This is a genomic window from Desulfovibrio diazotrophicus, from assembly GCF_902498985.2.
Lineage (GTDB): Bacteria > Desulfobacterota > Desulfovibrionia > Desulfovibrionales > Desulfovibrionaceae > Desulfovibrio > Desulfovibrio legallii.
The window spans coordinates 1,402,250-1,420,509 of sequence record NZ_OX346397.1 but is presented as its reverse complement, the minus strand read 5'-3'; the positions used below and the strand labels follow the sequence as shown (position 1 = coordinate 1,420,509).

Below are 18,260 nucleotides of genomic sequence, written 5' to 3'. Positions count from 1 at the left end.
AAGCCAGAAACTGACGCAACCTTTGACCATGAAGTCGCCCCTTCACGGGGGCGTGGATTGAAACATCAAGCATTTCAGCCACGGCCTGCGGGCCCTGGGTCGCCCCTTCACGGGGGCGTGGATTGAAACTGTAAGGCTGGGACATAAGAACGCGAGGCGTGGGTCGCCCCTTCACGGGGGCGTGGATTGAAACTCTCGCGGGTTTGCATCCTTGACCACCAGTTCCGTCGCCCCTTCACGGGGGCGTGGATTGAAACACCTACAGCAAGACCCGTGCGGGCCAGCAAGCGCCGTCGCCCCTTCACGGGGGCGTGGATTGAAACCCAACCCTCCGGCAAGGTAAGCTGGCTTATGGGAGTCGCCCCTTCACGGGGGCGTGGATTGAAACTGTTGCGTGGGGTGCGGTGCGCGGTGCAGTCTGAGTCGCCCCTTCACGGGGGCGTGGATTGAAACCGTTGCATCAGCCCTTATCGCTTCGGCGTCTTCGTCGCCCCTTCACGGGGGCGTGGATTGAAACTCCACCAGAAACCCGCGCTGCAAAGTCTGCAACAGTCGCCCCTTCACGGGGGCGTGGATTGAAACTTTTGAGAGCCCGGCGGCGTTCGCGGACTGTTGACGTCGCCCCTTCACGGGGGCGTGGATTGAAACTGGCTGCACACAAACGTCAAAAAGCTTGAAGGGGTCGCCCCTTCACGGGGGCGTGGATTGAAACAATCTCCACCTCGGTTACGTCGCCGGGGCGAGACGTCGCCCCTTCACGGGGGCGTGGATTGAAACGCCATTCTGGCCGCCGCCGTTTTCGGGGCCCTTGGTCGCCCCTTCACGGGGGCGTGGATTGAAACGGTGTAGCGGAAAAGGTGAAAACACCCAGGACGGGTCGCCCCTTCACGGGGGCGTGGATTGAAACAGATCTGTCTGCATATCTCCAGACATACCCACGAGCGTCGCCCCTTCACGGGGGCGTGGATTGAAACTTGATCGCACCATCAAGCGCATGGCCTGGCAAAAAGTCGCCCCTTCACGGGGGCGTGGATTGAAACGCTAAAGACAAGCGTATCATCAAGCTGTACGCCGGTCGCCCCTTCACGGGGGCGTGGATTGAAACCGTTTCCGCGCGTATTTTGTTGCAGCGAACCACGGTCGCCCCTTCACGGGGGCGTGGATTGAAACGTGAGATCAAAATGGAATGACTGCGCGGCTACAGGTCGCCCCTTCACGGGGGCGTGGATTGAAACTGTCCATATCCTTGGCCTGTGCGGCGATGCGGTGTCGCCCCTTCACGGGGGCGTGGATTGAAACTGCGGCTACGCCCACGCTCTCGCGTATGCCGTCCAGTCGCCCCTTCACGGGGGCGTGGATTGAAACTAGTGGCTCTCGACTGCGACAAGGCTGGCGCAGGTCGCCCCTTCACGGGGGCGTGGATTGAAACGGGTATAGCCAAACATGATCTGTGTGGCAGGCAGTCGCCCCTTCACGGGGGCGTGGATTGAAACGCTTGGCGATGCCGACAGGACAGTCCTCTGCCGAGTCGCCCCTTCACGGGGGCGTGGATTGAAACTGCGCAGTGCCATGTCCGCTCCGCGTCGGCAAGAGTCGCCCCTTCACGGGGGCGTGGATTGAAACGCTTGGCGATGCCGACAGGACAGTCCTCTGCCGAGTCGCCCCTTCACGGGGGCGTGGATTGAAACACAAACCCGTGATGGCGTAGCCCAGCACCTTTTGTCGCCCCTTCACGGGGGCGTGGATTGAAACCCATAGTAGTGTATCTCTCCCGTCTGTGTTATGCGGTCGCCCCTTCACGGGGGCGTGGATTGAAACGTCAACATGACGCACAAGAGCGAAACCCGTGGTTGTCGCCCCTTCACGGGGGCGTGGATTGAAACCAATCTGCGCGAGAAGCTGTGCGTGTGGGGAAGGTCGCCCCTTCACGGGGGCGTGGATTGAAACTTGATCGCACCATCAAGCGCATGGCCTGGCAAAAAGTCGCCCCTTCACGGGGGCGTGGATTGAAACGGCAGACTACACAAAACTGCACGAAGCTACCGCGGTCGCCCCTTCACGGGGGCGTGGATTGAAACAGATAAACATCGGCCCTATGTCCATGAGCGCCGGGGGTCGCCCCTTCACGGGGGCGTGGATTGAAACCACAGCGAGATATGGTGCAAGGCGCACAGCGTGTGTCGCCCCTTCACGGGGGCGTGGATTGAAACTCGACGCGGTGCATAATATCGCGCAGACCGCGCAGGTCGCCCCTTCACGGGGGCGTGGATTGAAACTGTGCCATCGGCCAAAGTGGCCCAAGTGGCCACAGTCGCCCCTTCACGGGGGCGTGGATTGAAACTGAAGCATCGCTTATCCGTGAAATGGAAAGGCGCGTCGCCCCTTCACGGGGGCGTGGATTGAAACTTAGGCTGGCGCGGAAGCCGATGACGCCAAAGCCGTCGCCCCTTCACGGGGGCGTGGATTGAAACACGGCGTCAAGAAATTCGGATACGTCGTCCTTGGTGTCGCCCCTTCACGGGGGAGTGGATTGAATCTCGCGGCGGACTCGCCAGGGGGCTTCTCTCGTTTTACTCCACGCCGTACTGGCGCAGTTTGCGCCAGAGGGATGAGCGGCTGATGCCGAGCAGGTCGGCGGCCAAAGTGCGGTTGCCCTGGGCGCGTTCCAGAGTCTGGAGGATGTATTTTTGTTCCAGTTCGGCCAAGGTTGGCAAGGTGTCTGTGCCCGCAGGCTGGTTGGAGCCGACGATGGCGGCGGAAGATAACGTTTGGGACGTTGTCGGGAAGGGGATTGACGTGGCCGGGGGCGTGGCCGACGCGAATGGCGTCGTCGTCGGGGAAAGGGGCGGCAGACTTGTGGGCGTGGTTGGCGTGGCTGGCGAAGCGTCCGGCATGGACGGTGTATCCGCGGGTTGCGGGTCTGGTGCGCCGCCGCGCACTTCCGCAGGCAGGCTGGCTGGGCTTATGCGGCCGCCCTGGGGGCAAAACACGGCGGCACGCTCCAAAATATTGCCCAGTTCACGCACATTGCCGGGAAAAGGATAGGCGCAGAGGGCCTGCAGGGCTGCATCGTCCAGTTCGAGAGGGGCGTTTTTGCCGGCGGCGAGTTTTTCAAGGAAGTAGCGGGCCAGAAGGGGGATGTCTTCGGGGCGGCTGCGCAGGGGCGGCACCTCCTGCGTGACCACGGCCACGCGGTAGTAGAGGTCGCGTCGAAAGCGCCCGGCGGCCACTTCGTCCTTGAGATTGCGGTTGGTGGCCGCGATGATGCGTACGTCCACAGGGATATCCGCAGTGCCGCCCACCCGGCGCAGGGATTGCTCCTGCAAAACGCGCAGCAGTTTGACCTGCATGGGGACGGGCATTTCGCCGATTTCGTCCAAAAAGAGCGTGCCGCCGTCCGCGGCTTCAAAGAGGCCTTCCTTGCGGCGCAGCGCGCCGGAAAAAGCCCCTTGCTCGTGGCCGAAGAGTTCGCTTTCCAGCAGTTCCGGGGCCAGCGCCCCGCAGTTAACGGCCAGGAAGCGTCGTCGGGCCCGCTGGCTTTGAGCGTGCATGGTGCGCGCGGCCAGTTCTTTGCCGGTGCCTGTTTCGCCCTGCAGCAGCACGGCCACATCCGTGGGGGCCAGGCGTTGCAGGGCCTGACGCAGGCCGCGCATGGCCGGAGAATTGCCCACCATGGGGGGCATGTGGCCTTCGGCTTCCAGTTGCGCGCGCATCTGTTCCACCTGTTGGCGCAGGCGGCATTTTTCCAGGGCGCGGCGCACCAGCAGGCGGGCTTCGTCCAGGGAATAGGGTTTGGCCAGGTAGTGAAAGGCCCCCTGGCGCATGGCCTCCACGGCGCTTTCGATCATGGGATAGCCCGTGACCATAATGATTTCTGTCTGCGGGTGCTCAGCGCGCACGGCGCGCAGCAGGGCCATGCCGTCCATACCGGGCATGGCCAGATCTGTGATGACCAGGTCGGCGGGTTCGTCGCGCAGCAGGGCGAGGGCCTCTTCGCCGCTGGCCGCCTGGCGCAGCAAGTGGCCTTCACGTTCCAGCACCCGCGCCAGGTTGGCGCGCGCCAGGCGTTCATCGTCCACCACCAGAATTCTGGCCGGGGGAAGGGTGGTCATGCCGTACCGTCCTTGTGGGGTGTGAGAGGCAGCCGCAGGGTGAAGCACGCGCCGCCTTCGGGGAGGTTGGTTGCGTCGATGCGTCCGTGGTGGCGGCGCACGATGCCGAAAGCGATAGAAAGCCCCAGGCCCGTGCCCTCGCCCACGGGCTTAAGGGTGAAGAAGGGGTCAAAAATACGGTTCAGGTACTGCGGCGGGATGCCGGGGCCGGAGTCTTCCACGCGCAGTACGGCCTGGTCGGCGTCAGTGTCGGCGACGGCTGTGATGCGGATGTGCCCTTGGCCGTGCATGGCCTGGGCAGCATTGAGCAGCAGGTTGATGAGGGCCTCTTGCATATGTCGGCCGTCCAGGGGCAGGACAAGGTCTTGGGGGATGTGGACGCTTACCTGTACGCCGGGCCCCAGGTCGTGACGCACCAGGGCAAGGGCCTGGGCCGCCGCCTGGGCCAGGGGTTGGAAGGTAGCCGTAAAAGGCGTGTTACGGGCGAAATCGAGCAGACCGCGTACAATGTCGCGGGCACGCAGGGTCTCCGCGCTGATGGCGTCCAGCTGGGCCAGGACGTCGTCGGGCGCAGGCGGGGGGCGGCGGCCCTGCCTGCCGTCCTCCAGATCTTCGCGCAGCAGGCCGCAGCCCACATAAATATTGTTGAGCGGATTGTTGAGCTGGTGGGCCACCCCAGCGGTGAGCACGCCCAGAGAAGCCAGTTTTTTTTCCTGCAGCAGCAGGGCATGGCGGTTTTCCAGCTCAGCGGTCATTTGCTCCAGAGTGTGGAGCACATGGCGGGCTTCTTTTTCCAGTTGCGCAGGCGGCCGGGGCAAGGGGCGGCCCGCGCCCACCTCCAGCGCGGCGCTTTCTATAGCCCCCAGGGCCAGCAGCACGCGGCGGACCAGCTGCCAGGCAAAGACCACGCCCAAGGCCAGCAGGGTGACCACTGCGGCCAGCAACTGAAGGCGCAGATCCCGTACGGTTTTGAAAATGCCCTGGCGCATCTGGCGCACCACGGCGTCTGCCAGATTGCTCAGGCCGGTGCCCAGGCTGCTCAGAGCCGACAGGTTTTCATCCGGGTGGGTGAGCAGACGGGCGTATTTTTCCATCCCTTCCAGAAGCTGGCCCAGGTTGTGGTGCGTGCCGTCGCCGGGGCGGTGCCCCAGGGCGGTGGTGTGCGCTTCCAGGATAGCGGCGGCTCTGGCGCGGGCATTGTCCACAAAATGGCGCAAAGCCGCCAAATCGCCTTCGCGGCCGGGAAAAATCTGGAGATTTTTTTCATAGCGCCGCATTTCCAGCACATCATTGCGCAGGTCGTCCACCATATCGATAAGCCTGGCGGCCCGTTCTATGCGGCCCAGGTCATACCTGGCAATGCCGCCCAACAGCAGCAGCAGGGCCAAAAAAAGCCCCATACCCATGATGATTTTGCCGCGCAGGGTCTGGCGAAGTGAAAGCAGGGACATGCGGCCTCCGGACGCTGGGCTGGTATCTGTTTAACTTTGAAACAGCGTAGCGGAATGAAACAGTAGCTGCAAGGGCCTGCGTGCGGGGTTTGCGACCGCCTGTGGAGTTTTGGCCGAAAAAATTTGTTTCACAATGCAACGATATGGCCTCCAGAATGTAACAGCTGAAAAAAATAAGTAATAAAATAATGAAGATGTGTGATTGGGATTTATGGCACAAAAGTTGAAAAGGGAAAAGCAGGAGGTAGCCATGAACAGCTTGCAAGAACACATGGAAGATTGTTTCACGGCCGTGGCGTATGCCGATGCGGGCCAGCCCGGCTGGGTGGAAGACGTCTGGAGCGTTGACGGAAAGCATGCGAGCACGCCCCTTGCGCGGTTGCTGCTCTTTGGCTGCGGCAGTGTGCTCATTTATGTGCTGGCCTTCAGCCATGCCACGGCCTTTGCGTCTTTGTGCGCGCGGGGTGGCTGGTGGAGCGTGCTGCCCATTGTGTCCGTGCTGGTGCTTTCATATGTGCACGGCAGCTTTGCCGCCGCCCTGTGGGAACTGTGCGGCATTACCGGCGTGTGCAAGCAGGAGGCCGCCGCACCCCAGGCCGCCGAGGCGACGAACCGGCGGGGCACTGCGTCTCGCCGTCCTGTGCGGCTGGATGTGGCCGCCGCACACAGTTAACGGCTTTGGCTAGGGCATTTTAACGTTAACATGCCCTGGCGGTTGCGTAAGCAAACGCCCGCCGTGGAGGCGCAAGCGCTATTTATTTCTGCGCTCAAGCGCTGGAGCGAGCGTGCCGTAAACGTTGCGAATACATATTTCAAAGGTAATCTGTTCTAAAAGGAAAAGCGTATGGACGTGTTCACGCTCAACCCCGACCTGTTTATTACCCTGACTCCGGTGTCCATCGCCTTTTTGTTGGGCGTGGGCTTTGTGGGGGGGCTGGTCAGCGGCTTTATCGGTTCCGGCGGGGCCTTTATTCTCACTCCGGGCATGATGGGCCTGGGCGTGCCCGGCACCGTGGCTGTGGCCAGCAACATGTGCCACAAGTTTCCCAAAGCCCTGGTTGGGGCCATCCGGCGCTTTCGCTTTGGGCAGGTGGACATCAAGCTCGGTCTGGTGGTGGCCGCCTCTGCCGGGGTGGGCGTGCAATTCGGCATCCGCATCCAGAACATCATTCTGGAGCGCTGGGGCCAGGCCGGTTCCAACCTGTATGTAAGCCTTTCTTTTGTGGCTGTGCTGGTTATTGTGGGCGGTTATATTCTCAAGGACGCGCTGCGGGCCTCCCATTCCGCCGCGCCTGAGGGTACGCCGCCCCTGGCCGCGCGTCTGCAGCGCATTGAGCTGCCGCCCATGATTACCTTTCCTCGTTCTGGGTTGCGCATTTCTCTGTGGTTTACCCTGCCGGTGGGCATCGCTACGGGTATGCTGGCCGCCACCATTGCCGTGGGCGGGTTTATCGGCGTGCCGGGCCTCATTTATGTGCTGGGCGTGCCTGGGCTGGTGGCTTCAGGCACGGAGCTGGTTACCGCTTTTGTCATGGGACTGTGCGGCTCCGTCAACTGGGCCCTGCACGGCATGATCGACATCCGCCTGGTCTTCATCATTCTGGGCGGTTCCCTCCTGGGCGTACAGCTGGGGGCCATCGGCACCACCTATGTGCGGCCCATCATGGTCAAATTTGTCATGGCCGCCATTATGCTTATTGTGGCCGTGAGCCGGATCATTGCCTTACCCGGTTATCTGCAGGATCTGGGCCTGATGAATCTGAGCCCCGAACTGCTGGGCGCGCTCAAGGCGATCAGTTTTGTGGTCATGTGCGCCGGGCTGCTGGTGGGCGCGGGCATGATTTTGGGCGGTATGTGGCGCGGCGCGCGCCGAAGCCGCACGGCCTGCCAGACCGCCTGACCGGAATCCGCCCAACAGTGCAAAAAGGCGCGGGGCAAAACCCCGCGCCTTTTGCTGTCTGCCAATACTGTGTCGCAACGAACTGCCGCTCCTGTCCGTCGTGCGGGTGCCGTTTCGTTTGCTTTCCGGTGCGCCCGCCTGCAAGGGCGTGCGCGGTCCGTCAGCCGTAACGCCTCTGCGGCTATTCCGAAGCCTGTGCCTTGAGGGCGTCCGCCTGGGCCGCCGTGACCAGGGCCTCTACCAAGGGGTCCAGCTCGCCTTCCATGATGCGGTCCAGAGAATAAAGGGTCAGGTTGATGCGGTGGTCTGTGCAGCGCCCCTGCGGAAAGTTGTAGGTGCGGATGCGCTCAGAGCGGTCGCCGCTGCCCACCTGCGCCTTGCGGTCGGCGGAAAGCTCCGAGCTCTGGCGGGCGCGCTCGGCGGCCAGGATGCGCGAGGCCAGCACCTTCATGGCGCGGGCCTTGTTTTTGTGCTGGGAGCGTTCGTCCTGGCAAGTGACCACCGTGCCCGTGGGGATATGGGTGATGCGTACGGCCGATTCCGTCTTGTTCACATGCTGGCCGCCCGCGCCCGACGCCCGGTAAATATCTATGCGCAGGTCGTCGGGCTTGATTTCCACGTCCACCTCTTCGGCTTCGGGCATGACGGCCACGGTGGCCGCCGAGGTGTGGATGCGGCCCTGCGCCTCAGTGGCGGGCACGCGCTGCACCCGGTGGGCTCCGGCCTCAAACTTGAGGCGGCTGTATACCCGGTCGCCGGTGATAAGGCAGATAATTTCTTTATATCCCCCGGATTCGGAAGGGGATTCACTCATAATCTCCGCCTTCCAGCCTTTGAGCTCAGCATAGCGGGAATACATGCGGAAAAGGTCCGCCGCAAACAGGGCGGCTTCCTCTCCGCCGGTTCCGGCGCGGATTTCAAGGATGGTGTTCTTTTCGTCCAGGGGGTCGGTAGGCAGCAGCTGCACCTTGAGTTTGTGCTCGATGTTCGGCAGGGCTGCTTCCAGACGGTGAACTTCTTCCAGGGCAAGCTGGTGGATGTCCGCATCGTCGTCGTGGAGCAGCTGCTTGTTTTCCTCCAGTTCCTGCGAAAGGGAGCGGTACTGGCGGAACAAATCCACCACAGGGCGCAAATCCGCGTGAGCTTTGGCCAGTTTGCGGTAGTGCTCCTGATCGTTGAACACCTCGGGCTGCGCCAGGCTGTGTTCCAATTCCAGATACTTCTTTTCCAGACCTTCCAGCTTGGCAAACATGGGATCTCCGGTAAAAATTCTCAGTCCGCAGCGTAGGGCACGGCGCGCACGCGCTGCGCCTCCTCCGGGTCCAGGGCCTCGCGCAGGGCTACCACAGCCACTTCCAGCTGCGCGGCGTCGGGCTCGTCCGTGGTCAGGCGCTGCAGGGCCAGGCCCGGGGCGCGCAAAAACGTCGCCCAGAAGCCCTGACGCAGCCGGGCCGCATAGCGGATAAGCTCATAGGCCAACGCGCTGATGGGAACCATAAGCAGCAGTTTAAAAGCAACCGTCAGGGCGTGTTTGGCCACCTCGCTCTGCGGCGTGTAAACGTGCAGCAGCAGGGGCACCAGCACGGCGTGCAGCACTATGGAAAGGCAGATCACAAACAAAAGAAAGGTAGTGCCGCAACGCGGATGCAGCCGGCTCATGCCCGCCGCCGTTGTGGCGTCCACTTCCCCCCCCGCCTCAAAGGCGTGGATGGTCTTGTGCTCGGCCCCGTGGTACTGGAACACCCGACGGATGTCCGGCACGCAGGCAATGGCCCGGATATAAGCCATGAAAATGCAGCACTTGAAAAAGCCGTCCCAGATGTGGAAGGAGAGCCCTTCCACATCCCCGCCCAAACCCAGCCAGAGCATGAGCAGGGAGAGCAGGTGCGGCGCCAGCACAAACAGGCCCACGGCCATGAGCAGAGCCGCTGCCAGCGTCAAGGTGAGCTGCCAGCCCGAAAGTTCTTCCCCTTCGCCCTGAGCCGCCACCTCTACCGAACGGTTGAGAGCTTTGACCCCGTTGACCAGGGTTTCCAGCAGCACGGGGAAGCCGCGCAAAAAAGGCTTTTGCAGCCAGGACGTGCGGGTCAGGCTGTACCAGGGGTAACGTCGGGCGCAGATGCCGCCGTCGGCCCGGCGCACGGCCAAGCCGTACACCGCGCCGTTGCGCATCATCACGCCCTCCATAACCGCCTGACCGCCCACCACGGGGCAACCTGAGGCCAGCTGCAAGGCTGCCGCAGCCAAAGGCCACAACCGCCAACGCCGGGCAAAGCCGCCGCGTTCGCCTGCCCCGGAAGGGCAGGCCTGCCCTTCACAATGGGGCGCAAGCTCACGCATGCGCTTACTTTTGTTCAAATTTGGCGTACTTTTTGCGGAAGCGGTCAATACGGCCCGCAGTATCCAAAAAGCGCTGCTTGCCGGTGAAAAAGGGATGGCAGTGGGAGCAAACTTCCACATGCACCTGCTCGCCCTTGGTGGAGAGCACTTTTTCTTCATGCCCGCAGGCGCAGGTGATGGTGGCGTTGTACACTTTGGGATGGATGTTTTCTTTCATGACTCTTTTTCCTTGTAAACGCGGCATAATCCGGCGCACAGCCTGCCGGACGCCCGCGCGTTGTTGCCCCGAGCGGCAATGGTGTCGCACAAGGGGAAAATATATAGCCTCTCGCGCGCGGATTGGCAAGGGGAATGTGCCGCGCATTGCCAGCCGTGCCCGAAGGCGCTATACAGCCGCCATGTCCAAGACCTTGCGCCAACGCGCTGACCAACTGGCTTTTGAACAGGGCCTGGCTGAAAGCCGGGAGCAGGCCCGCCGTCTGATCATGGCGGGACGCATTGCCCTGGCCGGCACGCCGCCGGGTGCGCCGCCCACACTGGTGCCCAAGCCCGGCCACCCCTATCCTGCGGACACGGCCTTTACCCTTCTGGAGCCGGAGCGCTATGTGAGCCGGGGGGCCTACAAACTTCTGACCATCCTGGAGCATTTTCACCTGGATGTGGTCGGTCTGGTCTGCCTTGACGCTGGTGCCTCCACGGGCGGATTTACGGATTGTCTGCTCCAGCGCGGGGCCGCGCGGGTTTACGCCGTGGATGTGGGCAAAAATCAGCTGCATGAAAAACTGCGCGCCGATCCACGGGTGGTCAGTCTGGAGGGGGTAAATCTGCGGCACGCGCCGTCAGACCTTATCCCCGAAACCGTGGATCTGGTGGTGGCGGACGTTTCTTTTATTTCTCTCACTCTGGTGCTGCCATCCTGCATGACCTGGCTTAAGCCCGGCGGGAAGGCCGCCGTGCTCATCAAGCCGCAGTTTGAGCTGGGGCCGGGCGAAACGGTCAAAGGCGTGGTACGTGACCCTGAGGCCCGACAGCGGGCTGTGGACAAGATCCTGACCTTTGCCGGGGCGCAGCTGGGGTTGGACTGTCGGGGGGTGTTGCCTGCCGCAGTTAAGGGGCCCAAGGGGAATCAGGAATTCATGGCTTTGCTGGAGCGGGCTGAAGGAGCGAGATAGGGCATTTCAATGCGGTAACCGCAGAAGGGAAGCCTGCTTTTATTTTGGTTTTTTGTTGCCCTGCGGGCGCGGCGGGTTTTTCCTTTGCACGCTATTTGGGCCGCCTCCGGCGAGGGGGCCGCTGCGCGGCTGGGAGTTCCGCTGGAAGGCGGGGGGGGCGCTGCGCGAAAGGCATTGAGTAAAAGGCTGCCTTGACCGGGGGCTGGTTGCCCTGCGGGCGCGGCGGCTTGGTTTTTGTCTGGCGTTTGGGCCGCCTCCGGCGAGGGCAGGGGGCCAAGGGCGGGGCTGCGCCCCCCCTTAGGCCCCCCACACCCCCCATAACCCCCCGCTTTTCAGGGCAGCCCCACCATGTTCGGCGCGGCTGGGACGCGCCGCTTGCGCGACCGCGCCCCTTATGCCGGGCGCAACAACCGCAGGCCCTACAGCCAACATCCGTTACGTTGTCCCGTGCCTCGCAGCTTTTGTATCCTCCAGGTCTTCATCGCGTTTGCCGTCATTTTTTGCCCTCTGTTGGTTGGGCGTCCGCGTGACCATGTTCGGCGCGGCTGGGGTGTGCCGCTGCGCGACCACCCCCCTTTATGCCGCGCTCAACGTCCTGAGAAAGGCATTGGGCATGTGGCGGCAGGTATGCTCTACGCAACATCCTGAGAAAGGCAGTGGCATGTGGCGGCAGGTCAGGATGTTCAGGGCGGTTTTCTCCCTTTCTCCACAAAAAATTTTTCTTTTGCGGCGGCCTGTGCAGGAGGGCTGTCTTTGGGGGCGGGACTCTACAGAAGCGCGGTTTTGAAGAAGCCCCGCAGGGACGCCGACCGCGAAGACAGAAGCGGCCAATCCGTTTCCTCGGTCTGGGTATGCCCCACGCGGTTCTGTGGGAAGAAAAAGTTTTTTGAAGGATGGGGGGTGTGGGGGGAAGGGAACTTTTGTTCACAAAAGTTCCCTTCCCCCCACAAAAAATTACCTCTCCTCTTCATCCGTGAGCGCGCGGGGGTGGAACAGGCGGCCGCGTTGGACGGCCTGGGTGCCGAATTTATGGCGCAGGCGGTCCAGGGCGGCGTCCAGGCGTTCGCGGCGGGCTTCCAGGGCGGGGTCCACGCCGCCGGGCGTGGGGGCGGTCAGTCCGGGCAGGGCCAGCTGTGCGGCGGGGGACTGGTCGAAGCCGGAGACGCCCAGGCCCACCAGGCGCACGGGTTGGGGCAAGGGCAGGGCCTGGAGCAGGGCCGCGCCCACGGTGAAGATGGTTTCCGTGGCGTTGACGGGTTCAGGCAGCGTGCGGGAGCGGGTGAGCTGGCGAAAATCCGCGAATTTGACCTTCAGGGTAATGGTGCGGCCCTTGCAATGGTGGCGGCGCAGGGAGGCCCCCACGCGCTCGGCGTGGGCCAGCAGGGCGCGGCGCAGTTGCTCGCGGTCGCGGGTATCTTGGGCAAAGGTGCATTCCGCGCTTTCGCTTTTGGCCGCGCGTACGGGTTCCACAGGACGTGGGTCGCGGCCCTGGGCGCGTTCGCCCAGCACGCGGCCCCACTGGCCGAAGCGGCGTTCCAGAAAATCCGGGCCGAAGCGGCGCAGCTGACCCACGCTGCGGATGCCCAGGCCGTGCAGGTGCTGCACGCCGCGCTGGCCCACGCCAGGGAGCTTTTCCACGGGCAGGTTTTCCAGAAAGGCGTCCACCTCTTCGGGGTGGAGGATGCAGACGCCGTTGGGTTTGTTGATGTCCGAGCAGATTTTGGCCAGGAATTTGACCGGGGCCGCGCCCACAGAGCAGGTGAGCCCGCCGGTGACGGCGGTGACGCGGGCCTTCATGCGGGCGATGAGTTCTTCCAGGGGGCCGAACAGGCGTTCCAGGCCGGTGGCGTCCATATAGGCCTCGTCCACGCTGGCCTGTTCCACCAGGGGGGAAAATTCGCCCAGGGCCGCCATGACGGTGTGGGAAACTTCGGCGTAGCGGCTGTGTCGGCCACGCAAGACCACAGCCTGGGGGCAGAGCCGTCGGGCCGTGCCCATGGGCATGGCGGAGCGCACGCCAAAGGCCCGCGCCTCATAGGAGCAGGTGGAAACCACGCCCCGTTGGCCGCCGCCCACAATGACGGGGCGGCCGCGCAGCTCTGGATTGTCCCTTTGCTCCACGGAAGCGAAAAAGGCGTCCATGTCCAGATGCAGAATCATAGGCTGGTCCGTGCGGCAGGAGGCAAGGGCAGACGCCGGACGGTGCGCGTCGGGGTCTGCGGAAATGGTTCGGGGGAGGGGCTGATGCGCGTTGGCGCCGCCTCAGGCCAGTTTTTCCCGCACGCGCTCCAGTTCCGACTGGACATAGACTTCGGGCGCGCCCTGAGAGCGCAGCAAAAATTCAGACATGGCCAGGGCCACCTCGCGTTCGCCGCTGAACACGGCAGTAACGCCCAGCTCCTTTAGTGCGCTGGTTTCGCCCACATAGGCCGTATGGGCCAGAATGCGTATGTCCGGGTTGACGGCACGGGCAATGGAGGTCACTTCCCTGGCTGGTATGCTGGTGGAGGTGAGCAGCAGGGCTTCGGCCTTTTCCAGGCCGGCTTCGCGCAGCACCTGAGCCTGCTGGGCATCACCGTGCACTACGGGCCGTCCCTTGTCGCGCAGGTGGAGGACGGTGTCGATATTCATCTCAACAACCATGACCGGGACGCCGCTGTCCCGCAGGATGCGGCAGCAGCTGCGGCCCACGGGGCCGTAGCCCACTACCACCACGGGGGAGGCGTCGTCTTCGTGCTGCAGGGTTGGGCAGGGTTCATTGTGGGCGATTTTTCCCGGTTGGCGGCATTCCAGCCAGCGGGCCAGGGCTTCCAGGCGGCGGTAGATAATGGGGTTGAGGGTAATGGAGATCATGGCCGCCGGGATAATGGCGTTGTTGACCCGTTCATCAAAGAGCCCCAGGCTGATGCCCAGCCCGGCAAGGATGAAGGAAAATTCCCCGATCTGCGAAAGTGAGGCCGAAACGGCCAGACACAGTCGCAGGGGCTTGCGGAAGAGCTTGGTGGTGATGAAGGCCCCAAGGGGTTTGACCACCAAAATGATGAAAAGCGTGGCCAGCATCAGGGGCCAGTCCGTCAGCAAAGCCGCCGGATTGAAAAGCATGCCCACGGAAACAAAGAAAAGCACGGCAAAGGCGTCGCGCAGGGGCAAAGCCTCGGCGGCGGCGCGGGCGCTGAATTCGGATTGTCCCACCACCATACCGGCAAGAAACGCCCCCAGGGCCATGCTGGCGTCAAAAAAGTGGGCGGCGGCCACGGCAATGCCCAGGGCCAGGGCAATGACCGTCAGGGTAAAGAGGTCGCGCGTGCCTGTGCGGGCCACATAGCCCAGAAAAAGCGGGATGAGCTTTTGCCCCACCACCAGGGTAAACAGGGTAAGGGCGCCCAGTTTGAGCAGGGTGAGCCCCAGGGCGCTCCAGAACTCTCCGCCGGGGGCAAACACGGCGGGCAGCAGCACCAGCAGAAGAATGGTGAAGATGTCCTCCACCACCAGCCAGCCCAGGGCCACATGGCCGGTGTGGGTGTGCAGGACGTGGTTGTCGGCCAGGACGCGGGTAAGCACCACAGTGCTGGCTACAGAAATGGCCATGCCGAACACCGCGCCCGCCAGCAGGGAAAAGCCGAAAAAGTGCAGAATGATCATGCTGGCAAGGGTGGCGGCGGAGATCTGGATAATCGCGCCGCTCACGGCAATGGCCCCTACGGCCAGCAGATCCTGCAGGTGAAAGTGCAGGCCCACGCCGAACATGAGCAGGATTATGCCGAGTTCGGCAAACTGGGCAGCCGTGGCCGCGTCGGCCACAAAGCCCGGCGAGTACGGCCCCACCAGCACACCCGCCAGCAGATAGCCTACCAGGGGGGAAAGGCGCAGTTTCTGGGTGATAATACCCAGAACCAGGGCGGCGCTCAGGCCGCCGGCCAGCGTGAGGATAAGGACTGTTTCGTGAGGCATGCGCGGTTACTCCCGTGCCCCCGGCAACCATTGCAGCCAGAGGTTGCGGCGGCGCGGGCCGTCGCCTTCGCACAGATAAACGGCCTGCCATGTGCCCAGGCAGAGTTCGCCTTCCTCCACCAGCAAAAGCAGTGAAGATCCGTGCAGCGTGGTTTTGATGTGGGCGTCGCTGTTGCCTTCGGCGTGGCGGTAGTCTCCCGCTTCGGGCGCCAGGCGGCTGAAAAAGGCCAGCATGTCGCGGCGCACGTCCGGGTCCGCCCCTTCATTGAGGGTCAGGCCGCAGGTGGTGTGCGGGCAAAAGAGGGTCAGCGCGCCGTAGCGCCAGCCGCGCTCTACGGCCATGCGCCGCACAAAAGAACGGACCTCGGCGGTGATGTCGCGCATTTCGCAGCGGCTGTGGGTGGCGCATTCCAGGGTGAACACGGCGGTCTCCGGGGGGCGTGGCTACGCGCCGCCCAGCACGCGGAAGTACACGGCGGGCTCGCGCAGCAGTCCGGCGTCCATGGTGCGCTGCAGGGCGTCGCTCATGGCCTTGGCCGTGGTTTCATGAGTCATGAAGACCAGGGGCACGCCGTGGCCTTCGTCAGACTTCTGGATGACCTGGGCCAGGCTGATGCCCTCGGCGGCCATGCAGCCCGAAAGATCGCGCAGCACGCCGGGCGTATCCTCTACCATAACGCGCACATAGTAGCAGGATCGCCATTCTTCCGGCGGCACAATGGCGGCCTTGGGCAGTTCCTTGCCGGCAAAGCCCGTGTTGTTGGGGCGTTCTTCTCTGGCCACGGCCATGAGGTCGGCCAGCACGGCCCCGGCCGTGGGCAGGTCGCCCGCGCCGCGCCCATGGAAGAAGAGGGGGCCGGAGGCGTTGCCTTCTACACGGATGGCGTTGTACACGCCGCCCACCCTGGCCAGCAGATACTTGTGATAGACCAGGGCGGGAAAGACCCCGGCCTCCAGACGCACCGGGCCTTCCTCGCCCTCCGGACGGAGGGCTTCGCGCGCCTGGCCGATGAGCTTGATGCGGTAGCCGAATTCCCGCGCCAGGCGGATGTCCATGCTGGAAAGCCCCCGGATGCCACGCACAGAGAGGGCTGTATACGGATAGTGCGCACCGAAGGCCAGACGGATGAGCAGAATGAGCTTGTGGGCCGCGTCGTGCCCGTCGATGTCCAGGGTCGGGTCGGCCTCGGCATAGCCCAGTTCCTGGGCCTGCTTGAGGGCCAGGTCAAAATCCACCCCGTCGGAGGTCATGGCCGAGAGGATGTAGTTGCTGGTGCCGTTGAGAATGCCCATGAGCGAAAGCACCCGGTTGCCTGCCAGGCTTTCCTTGAGCGTCTCTACAATGGGGATGGCCCCTGCCACGCTGGCCTCATAGCGCAGCACGCGCTTTTTGCGGTCGGCTTTCTGAAAAAGGGCCAGGCCTTCTTCGGCCAGCAGGGCTTTGTTGGCCGTGACGATGTGCTTACCTTGGTCCAAGGCGCGGTCAATAAGGGCGCGGGCGTGGTCGATGCCGCCCATAAGCTCCACCAGCACGTCGATTTCCGGGTCGTCCGTGAGTTCGCGCGGGTCGGTGGTAAGGACGGCGTCCGGCGGCAGGGGCACGCTGCGCGCCTTGGCGGCGTCGCGTACCAGCACTTTTTTGAGGATGATGTCGCGCCCCGTGCGGTGGCGGATGATCTCCGCATTTTCCTGCAGCAGCCGTACCAGGCCGCCGCCCACGGTGCCGTAGCCGGCCAGTGCCGCCACCAGGGGTTTGTCACTGTTCTTGGTCATAGTTGCTCCGTTGCCGCCGCCGGACGTCCGGCCCAAAGGGTTGGGGCTAGAGCAGTTAGCGAATGAAATGAGCTAACTGCCCTGCAAGGATTTTCTTGAAAATCCTTGCCACGAAATGCGAGAAGGCAGGCTTTTGCCTGCCGTAAGCGAGCATTTCAAGTGTTAAATGCTCTAGTCGCCCACGCCGGAAAGCAGACGCCGCATGCTGCTCATGGCCTGTCGGGTACGCTGGTCGTTTTCGATAAGGGCAAAGCGTACGTATTCGTCGCCGTAGGAGCCGAAACCCAGGCCCGGTGAAACGGCCACATGGGCCTCCTGTAACAGCAGCTTGGAAAATTCCACTGAGCCCAGTTTGCGGAAGGGTTCGGGGATGTGCGCCCAGACAAACATGGTGGCCCGCGGCGAAGGCGTCTGCCAGCCGATGCGGTTCAGCCCGTCAATGAGCCAGTCGCGCCGTTCTTTGTACACGTCGCAGATGTGCTGCACGCAGTCCTGCGGGCCGTTGAGGGCTACGGTGGCGGCGATCTGGATGGGCTGGAACATGCCGTAGTCAAGGTAGCTCTTGATGCGCGCCAGAGAGTGGATCAGGTGCTGGTTGCCCACGCAGAAGCCCACGCGCCAGCCGGGCATGGAATAGCTTTTGGACATGGAGTAAAACTCCACGCCCACGTCCTTGGCTCCCTTGGCCTGCAAAAAGCTGGGGGCCTTGTAGCCGTCAAAGACCAGGTCGGCGTAGGCCAGATCGTGCACCACCCAAATATTGTTCTCTTTGGCAAAATCCGCAATCTTCTGGAAAAATTCCAGGTCGGTCACTTCTGTGGTGGGGTTATGCGGGTAGCAGAGAAAGAGCACCTTGGGCTTGGGCCAGGCCTGGCGGGTGGCTGTTTCCAGATCCTCAAAAAAATCGCGGCCGTGGCCGATGGGCACGCTGCGCACGTCCGCCCCGGCGATGACCGAGGCGTATTTGTGGATGGGGTAGGTGGGGTCGGGAGCCAGCACCACGTCGCCCGGTTCCAGCATGGCCAGAGAAAGGTGGGCAAGACCTTCTTTACAGCCCAAGGTGACAATGGCTTCACTGTCCGGGTCCAGCTGCACGCCGTAATTGCGGGCGTAACGGTCGCAGATGGCCTTACGCAGATTGGGAATGCCGCGGGAAAGGGAATAACGGTGGTTTACCGGCTTTTGGGCGGCCTCGACAAGTTTTTCCACAATGTGGGGCGGCGTGGGAATATCCGGATTTCCCATGCTGAAGTCCACAATATCAATGTTCTGCCGCCGCAGCCGCATTTTGAGGTCGCCCACCAGCGCAAACACATAGGGGGGCAGACGGCGAATCCGCGAGAAATCTTCCATGTCACTGGCTCCTGAATGGTTCGGCGCGTCAGACGCCCGCGGCGTGACCTCCGCACCATGCGGAAGCCCGTCCGGGGCAGCGCGTCAGCCCGGGCCGCGGCCCCGCAATCGGCCGCGTTTCCGGCACAGGCAGCATAGCCAGCGGCCCGCCGTTTTGTAAAGGCGCTTTTGCCTTTGGAAGCCGCTTGGTGTAGTCTGGGCTACGCCA

13 protein-coding genes and 1 CRISPR repeat array (1 of these 14 cut by a window edge) are annotated in these 18,260 nt (G+C 63.2%); of the genes, 3 read left to right on the top strand and 10 right to left on the bottom strand.

All coding sequences use genetic code 11. The annotated features are described in order from the left end of the window. A CRISPR array of direct repeats spans positions 1-2,537; the repeat unit is 31 nt; unit sequence GTCGCCCCTTCACGGGGGCGTGGATTGAAAC (it extends 9,358 nt beyond the left edge of the window). 33 nt (positions 2,538-2,570) lie between these two features. Continuing rightward, positions 2,571-4,112, bottom strand: a complete 1,542-nt coding sequence (locus tag J7I12_RS06170; RefSeq protein ID WP_302548828.1) for a sigma-54-dependent transcriptional regulator — start codon at positions 4,110-4,112, stop codon at positions 2,571-2,573. Continuing rightward, positions 4,109-5,563, bottom strand: a complete 1,455-nt coding sequence (locus tag J7I12_RS06165; RefSeq protein WP_118230839.1) for a sensor histidine kinase — start codon at positions 5,561-5,563, stop codon at positions 4,109-4,111. The genes J7I12_RS06170 and J7I12_RS06165 overlap by 4 nt, the downstream gene beginning before the upstream one ends. A 250-nt stretch (positions 5,564-5,813) precedes the next feature. On the opposite strand from J7I12_RS06165, the gene J7I12_RS06160 reads away from it, so the two are divergent. Together J7I12_RS06160 and J7I12_RS06155 are read left to right on the top strand one after the other, a co-directional pair. Next, positions 5,814-6,236 (top strand): hypothetical protein, encoded by a 423-nt coding sequence (locus J7I12_RS06160; protein WP_302413340.1) that lies wholly within the window; start codon positions 5,814-5,816, stop codon positions 6,234-6,236. A 171-nt stretch (positions 6,237-6,407) separates the two neighbouring features. Further along, on the top strand, positions 6,408-7,463 hold the full coding sequence (locus tag J7I12_RS06155; RefSeq protein WP_118230841.1) for a sulfite exporter TauE/SafE family protein: 1,056 nt from the start codon (positions 6,408-6,410) through the stop codon (positions 7,461-7,463). Between the two features lie 181 nt (positions 7,464-7,644). Here the strand turns inward: J7I12_RS06155 and prfA are convergent, their stop codons facing one another. The 3 genes from prfA to rpmE all read right to left on the bottom strand — a co-directional run bounded on the left by prfA (position 7,645) and on the right by rpmE (position 10,020). Then, the gene (gene prfA / locus J7I12_RS06150) at positions 7,645-8,715 is read right to left on the bottom strand and encodes a peptide chain release factor 1 (protein ID WP_118230842.1); all 1,071 of its coding nucleotides are present in this window, start codon (positions 8,713-8,715) and stop codon (positions 7,645-7,647) included. A gap of 20 nt (positions 8,716-8,735) precedes the next feature. Continuing rightward, the gene (locus J7I12_RS06145) at positions 8,736-9,650 is read right to left on the bottom strand and encodes a DUF1385 domain-containing protein (protein ID WP_118230845.1); all 915 of its coding nucleotides are present in this window, start codon (positions 9,648-9,650) and stop codon (positions 8,736-8,738) included. Positions 9,651-9,807: 157 nt separating this feature from the next. Further along, on the bottom strand, positions 9,808-10,020 hold the full coding sequence (gene rpmE / locus J7I12_RS06140; protein WP_118230843.1) for a 50S ribosomal protein L31: 213 nt from the start codon (positions 10,018-10,020) through the stop codon (positions 9,808-9,810). A gap of 181 nt (positions 10,021-10,201) precedes the next feature. On the opposite strand from rpmE, the gene J7I12_RS06135 reads away from it, so the two are divergent. Next, positions 10,202-10,975, top strand: a complete 774-nt coding sequence (locus J7I12_RS06135; protein ID WP_118230844.1) for a TlyA family RNA methyltransferase — start codon at positions 10,202-10,204, stop codon at positions 10,973-10,975. Positions 10,976-11,929: 954 nt separating this feature from the next. Here J7I12_RS06135 and J7I12_RS06130 read toward each other — a convergent pair. From J7I12_RS06130 to J7I12_RS06110, 5 genes are all read right to left on the bottom strand, one after another. After that, entirely contained in the window at positions 11,930-13,135 is a 1,206-nt protein-coding gene (locus J7I12_RS06130; RefSeq protein ID WP_302148688.1) for a DNA polymerase IV, read from the bottom strand. Between the two features lie 102 nt (positions 13,136-13,237). Then, positions 13,238-14,926 (bottom strand): cation:proton antiporter, encoded by a 1,689-nt coding sequence (locus J7I12_RS06125; protein WP_118230831.1) that lies wholly within the window; start codon positions 14,924-14,926, stop codon positions 13,238-13,240. 6 nt (positions 14,927-14,932) lie between these two features. Continuing rightward, positions 14,933-15,310, bottom strand: coding sequence for a secondary thiamine-phosphate synthase enzyme YjbQ (locus J7I12_RS06120; RefSeq protein ID WP_498794157.1), 378 nt, complete (start codon positions 15,308-15,310; stop codon positions 14,933-14,935). 60 nt (positions 15,311-15,370) lie between these two features. After that, positions 15,371-16,699 (bottom strand): homoserine dehydrogenase, encoded by a 1,329-nt coding sequence (locus J7I12_RS06115; protein WP_118230833.1) that lies wholly within the window; start codon positions 16,697-16,699, stop codon positions 15,371-15,373. A gap of 171 nt (positions 16,700-16,870) precedes the next feature. After that, positions 16,871-18,052: an aminotransferase class I/II-fold pyridoxal phosphate-dependent enzyme gene (locus tag J7I12_RS06110; protein WP_118230834.1), complete on the bottom strand. Its 1,182-nt coding sequence runs from the start codon at positions 18,050-18,052 to the stop codon at positions 16,871-16,873. Positions 18,053-18,260 lie beyond the last annotated feature (208 nt).

Coding starts and splice junctions, on each gene's coding strand:
- J7I12_RS06155 (WP_118230841.1), top strand. CDS start 6,408: ATGGACGTGTTCACGCTCAACCCCGACCTGTTTATTACCCTGACTCCG.
- J7I12_RS06165 (WP_118230839.1), bottom strand. CDS start 5,563: ATGTCCCTGCTTTCACTTCGCCAGACCCTGCGCGGCAAAATCATCATG.
- rpmE (WP_118230843.1), bottom strand. CDS start 10,020: ATGAAAGAAAACATCCATCCCAAAGTGTACAACGCCACCATCACCTGC.
- J7I12_RS06170 (WP_302548828.1), bottom strand. CDS start 4,112: ATGACCACCCTTCCCCCGGCCAGAATTCTGGTGGTGGACGATGAACGC.
- J7I12_RS06115 (WP_118230833.1), bottom strand. CDS start 16,699: ATGACCAAGAACAGTGACAAACCCCTGGTGGCGGCACTGGCCGGCTAC.
- J7I12_RS06110 (WP_118230834.1), bottom strand. CDS start 18,052: ATGGAAGATTTCTCGCGGATTCGCCGTCTGCCCCCCTATGTGTTTGCG.
- J7I12_RS06125 (WP_118230831.1), bottom strand. CDS start 14,926: ATGCCTCACGAAACAGTCCTTATCCTCACGCTGGCCGGCGGCCTGAGC.
- prfA (WP_118230842.1), bottom strand. CDS start 8,715: ATGTTTGCCAAGCTGGAAGGTCTGGAAAAGAAGTATCTGGAATTGGAA.
- J7I12_RS06145 (WP_118230845.1), bottom strand. CDS start 9,650: ATGGAGGGCGTGATGATGCGCAACGGCGCGGTGTACGGCTTGGCCGTG.
- J7I12_RS06120 (WP_498794157.1), bottom strand. CDS start 15,310: ATGCGCGACATCACCGCCGAGGTCCGTTCTTTTGTGCGGCGCATGGCC.
- J7I12_RS06135 (WP_118230844.1), top strand. CDS start 10,202: ATGTCCAAGACCTTGCGCCAACGCGCTGACCAACTGGCTTTTGAACAG.
- J7I12_RS06160 (WP_302413340.1), top strand. CDS start 5,814: ATGAACAGCTTGCAAGAACACATGGAAGATTGTTTCACGGCCGTGGCG.
- J7I12_RS06130 (WP_302148688.1), bottom strand. CDS start 13,135: ATGATTCTGCATCTGGACATGGACGCCTTTTTCGCTTCCGTGGAGCAA.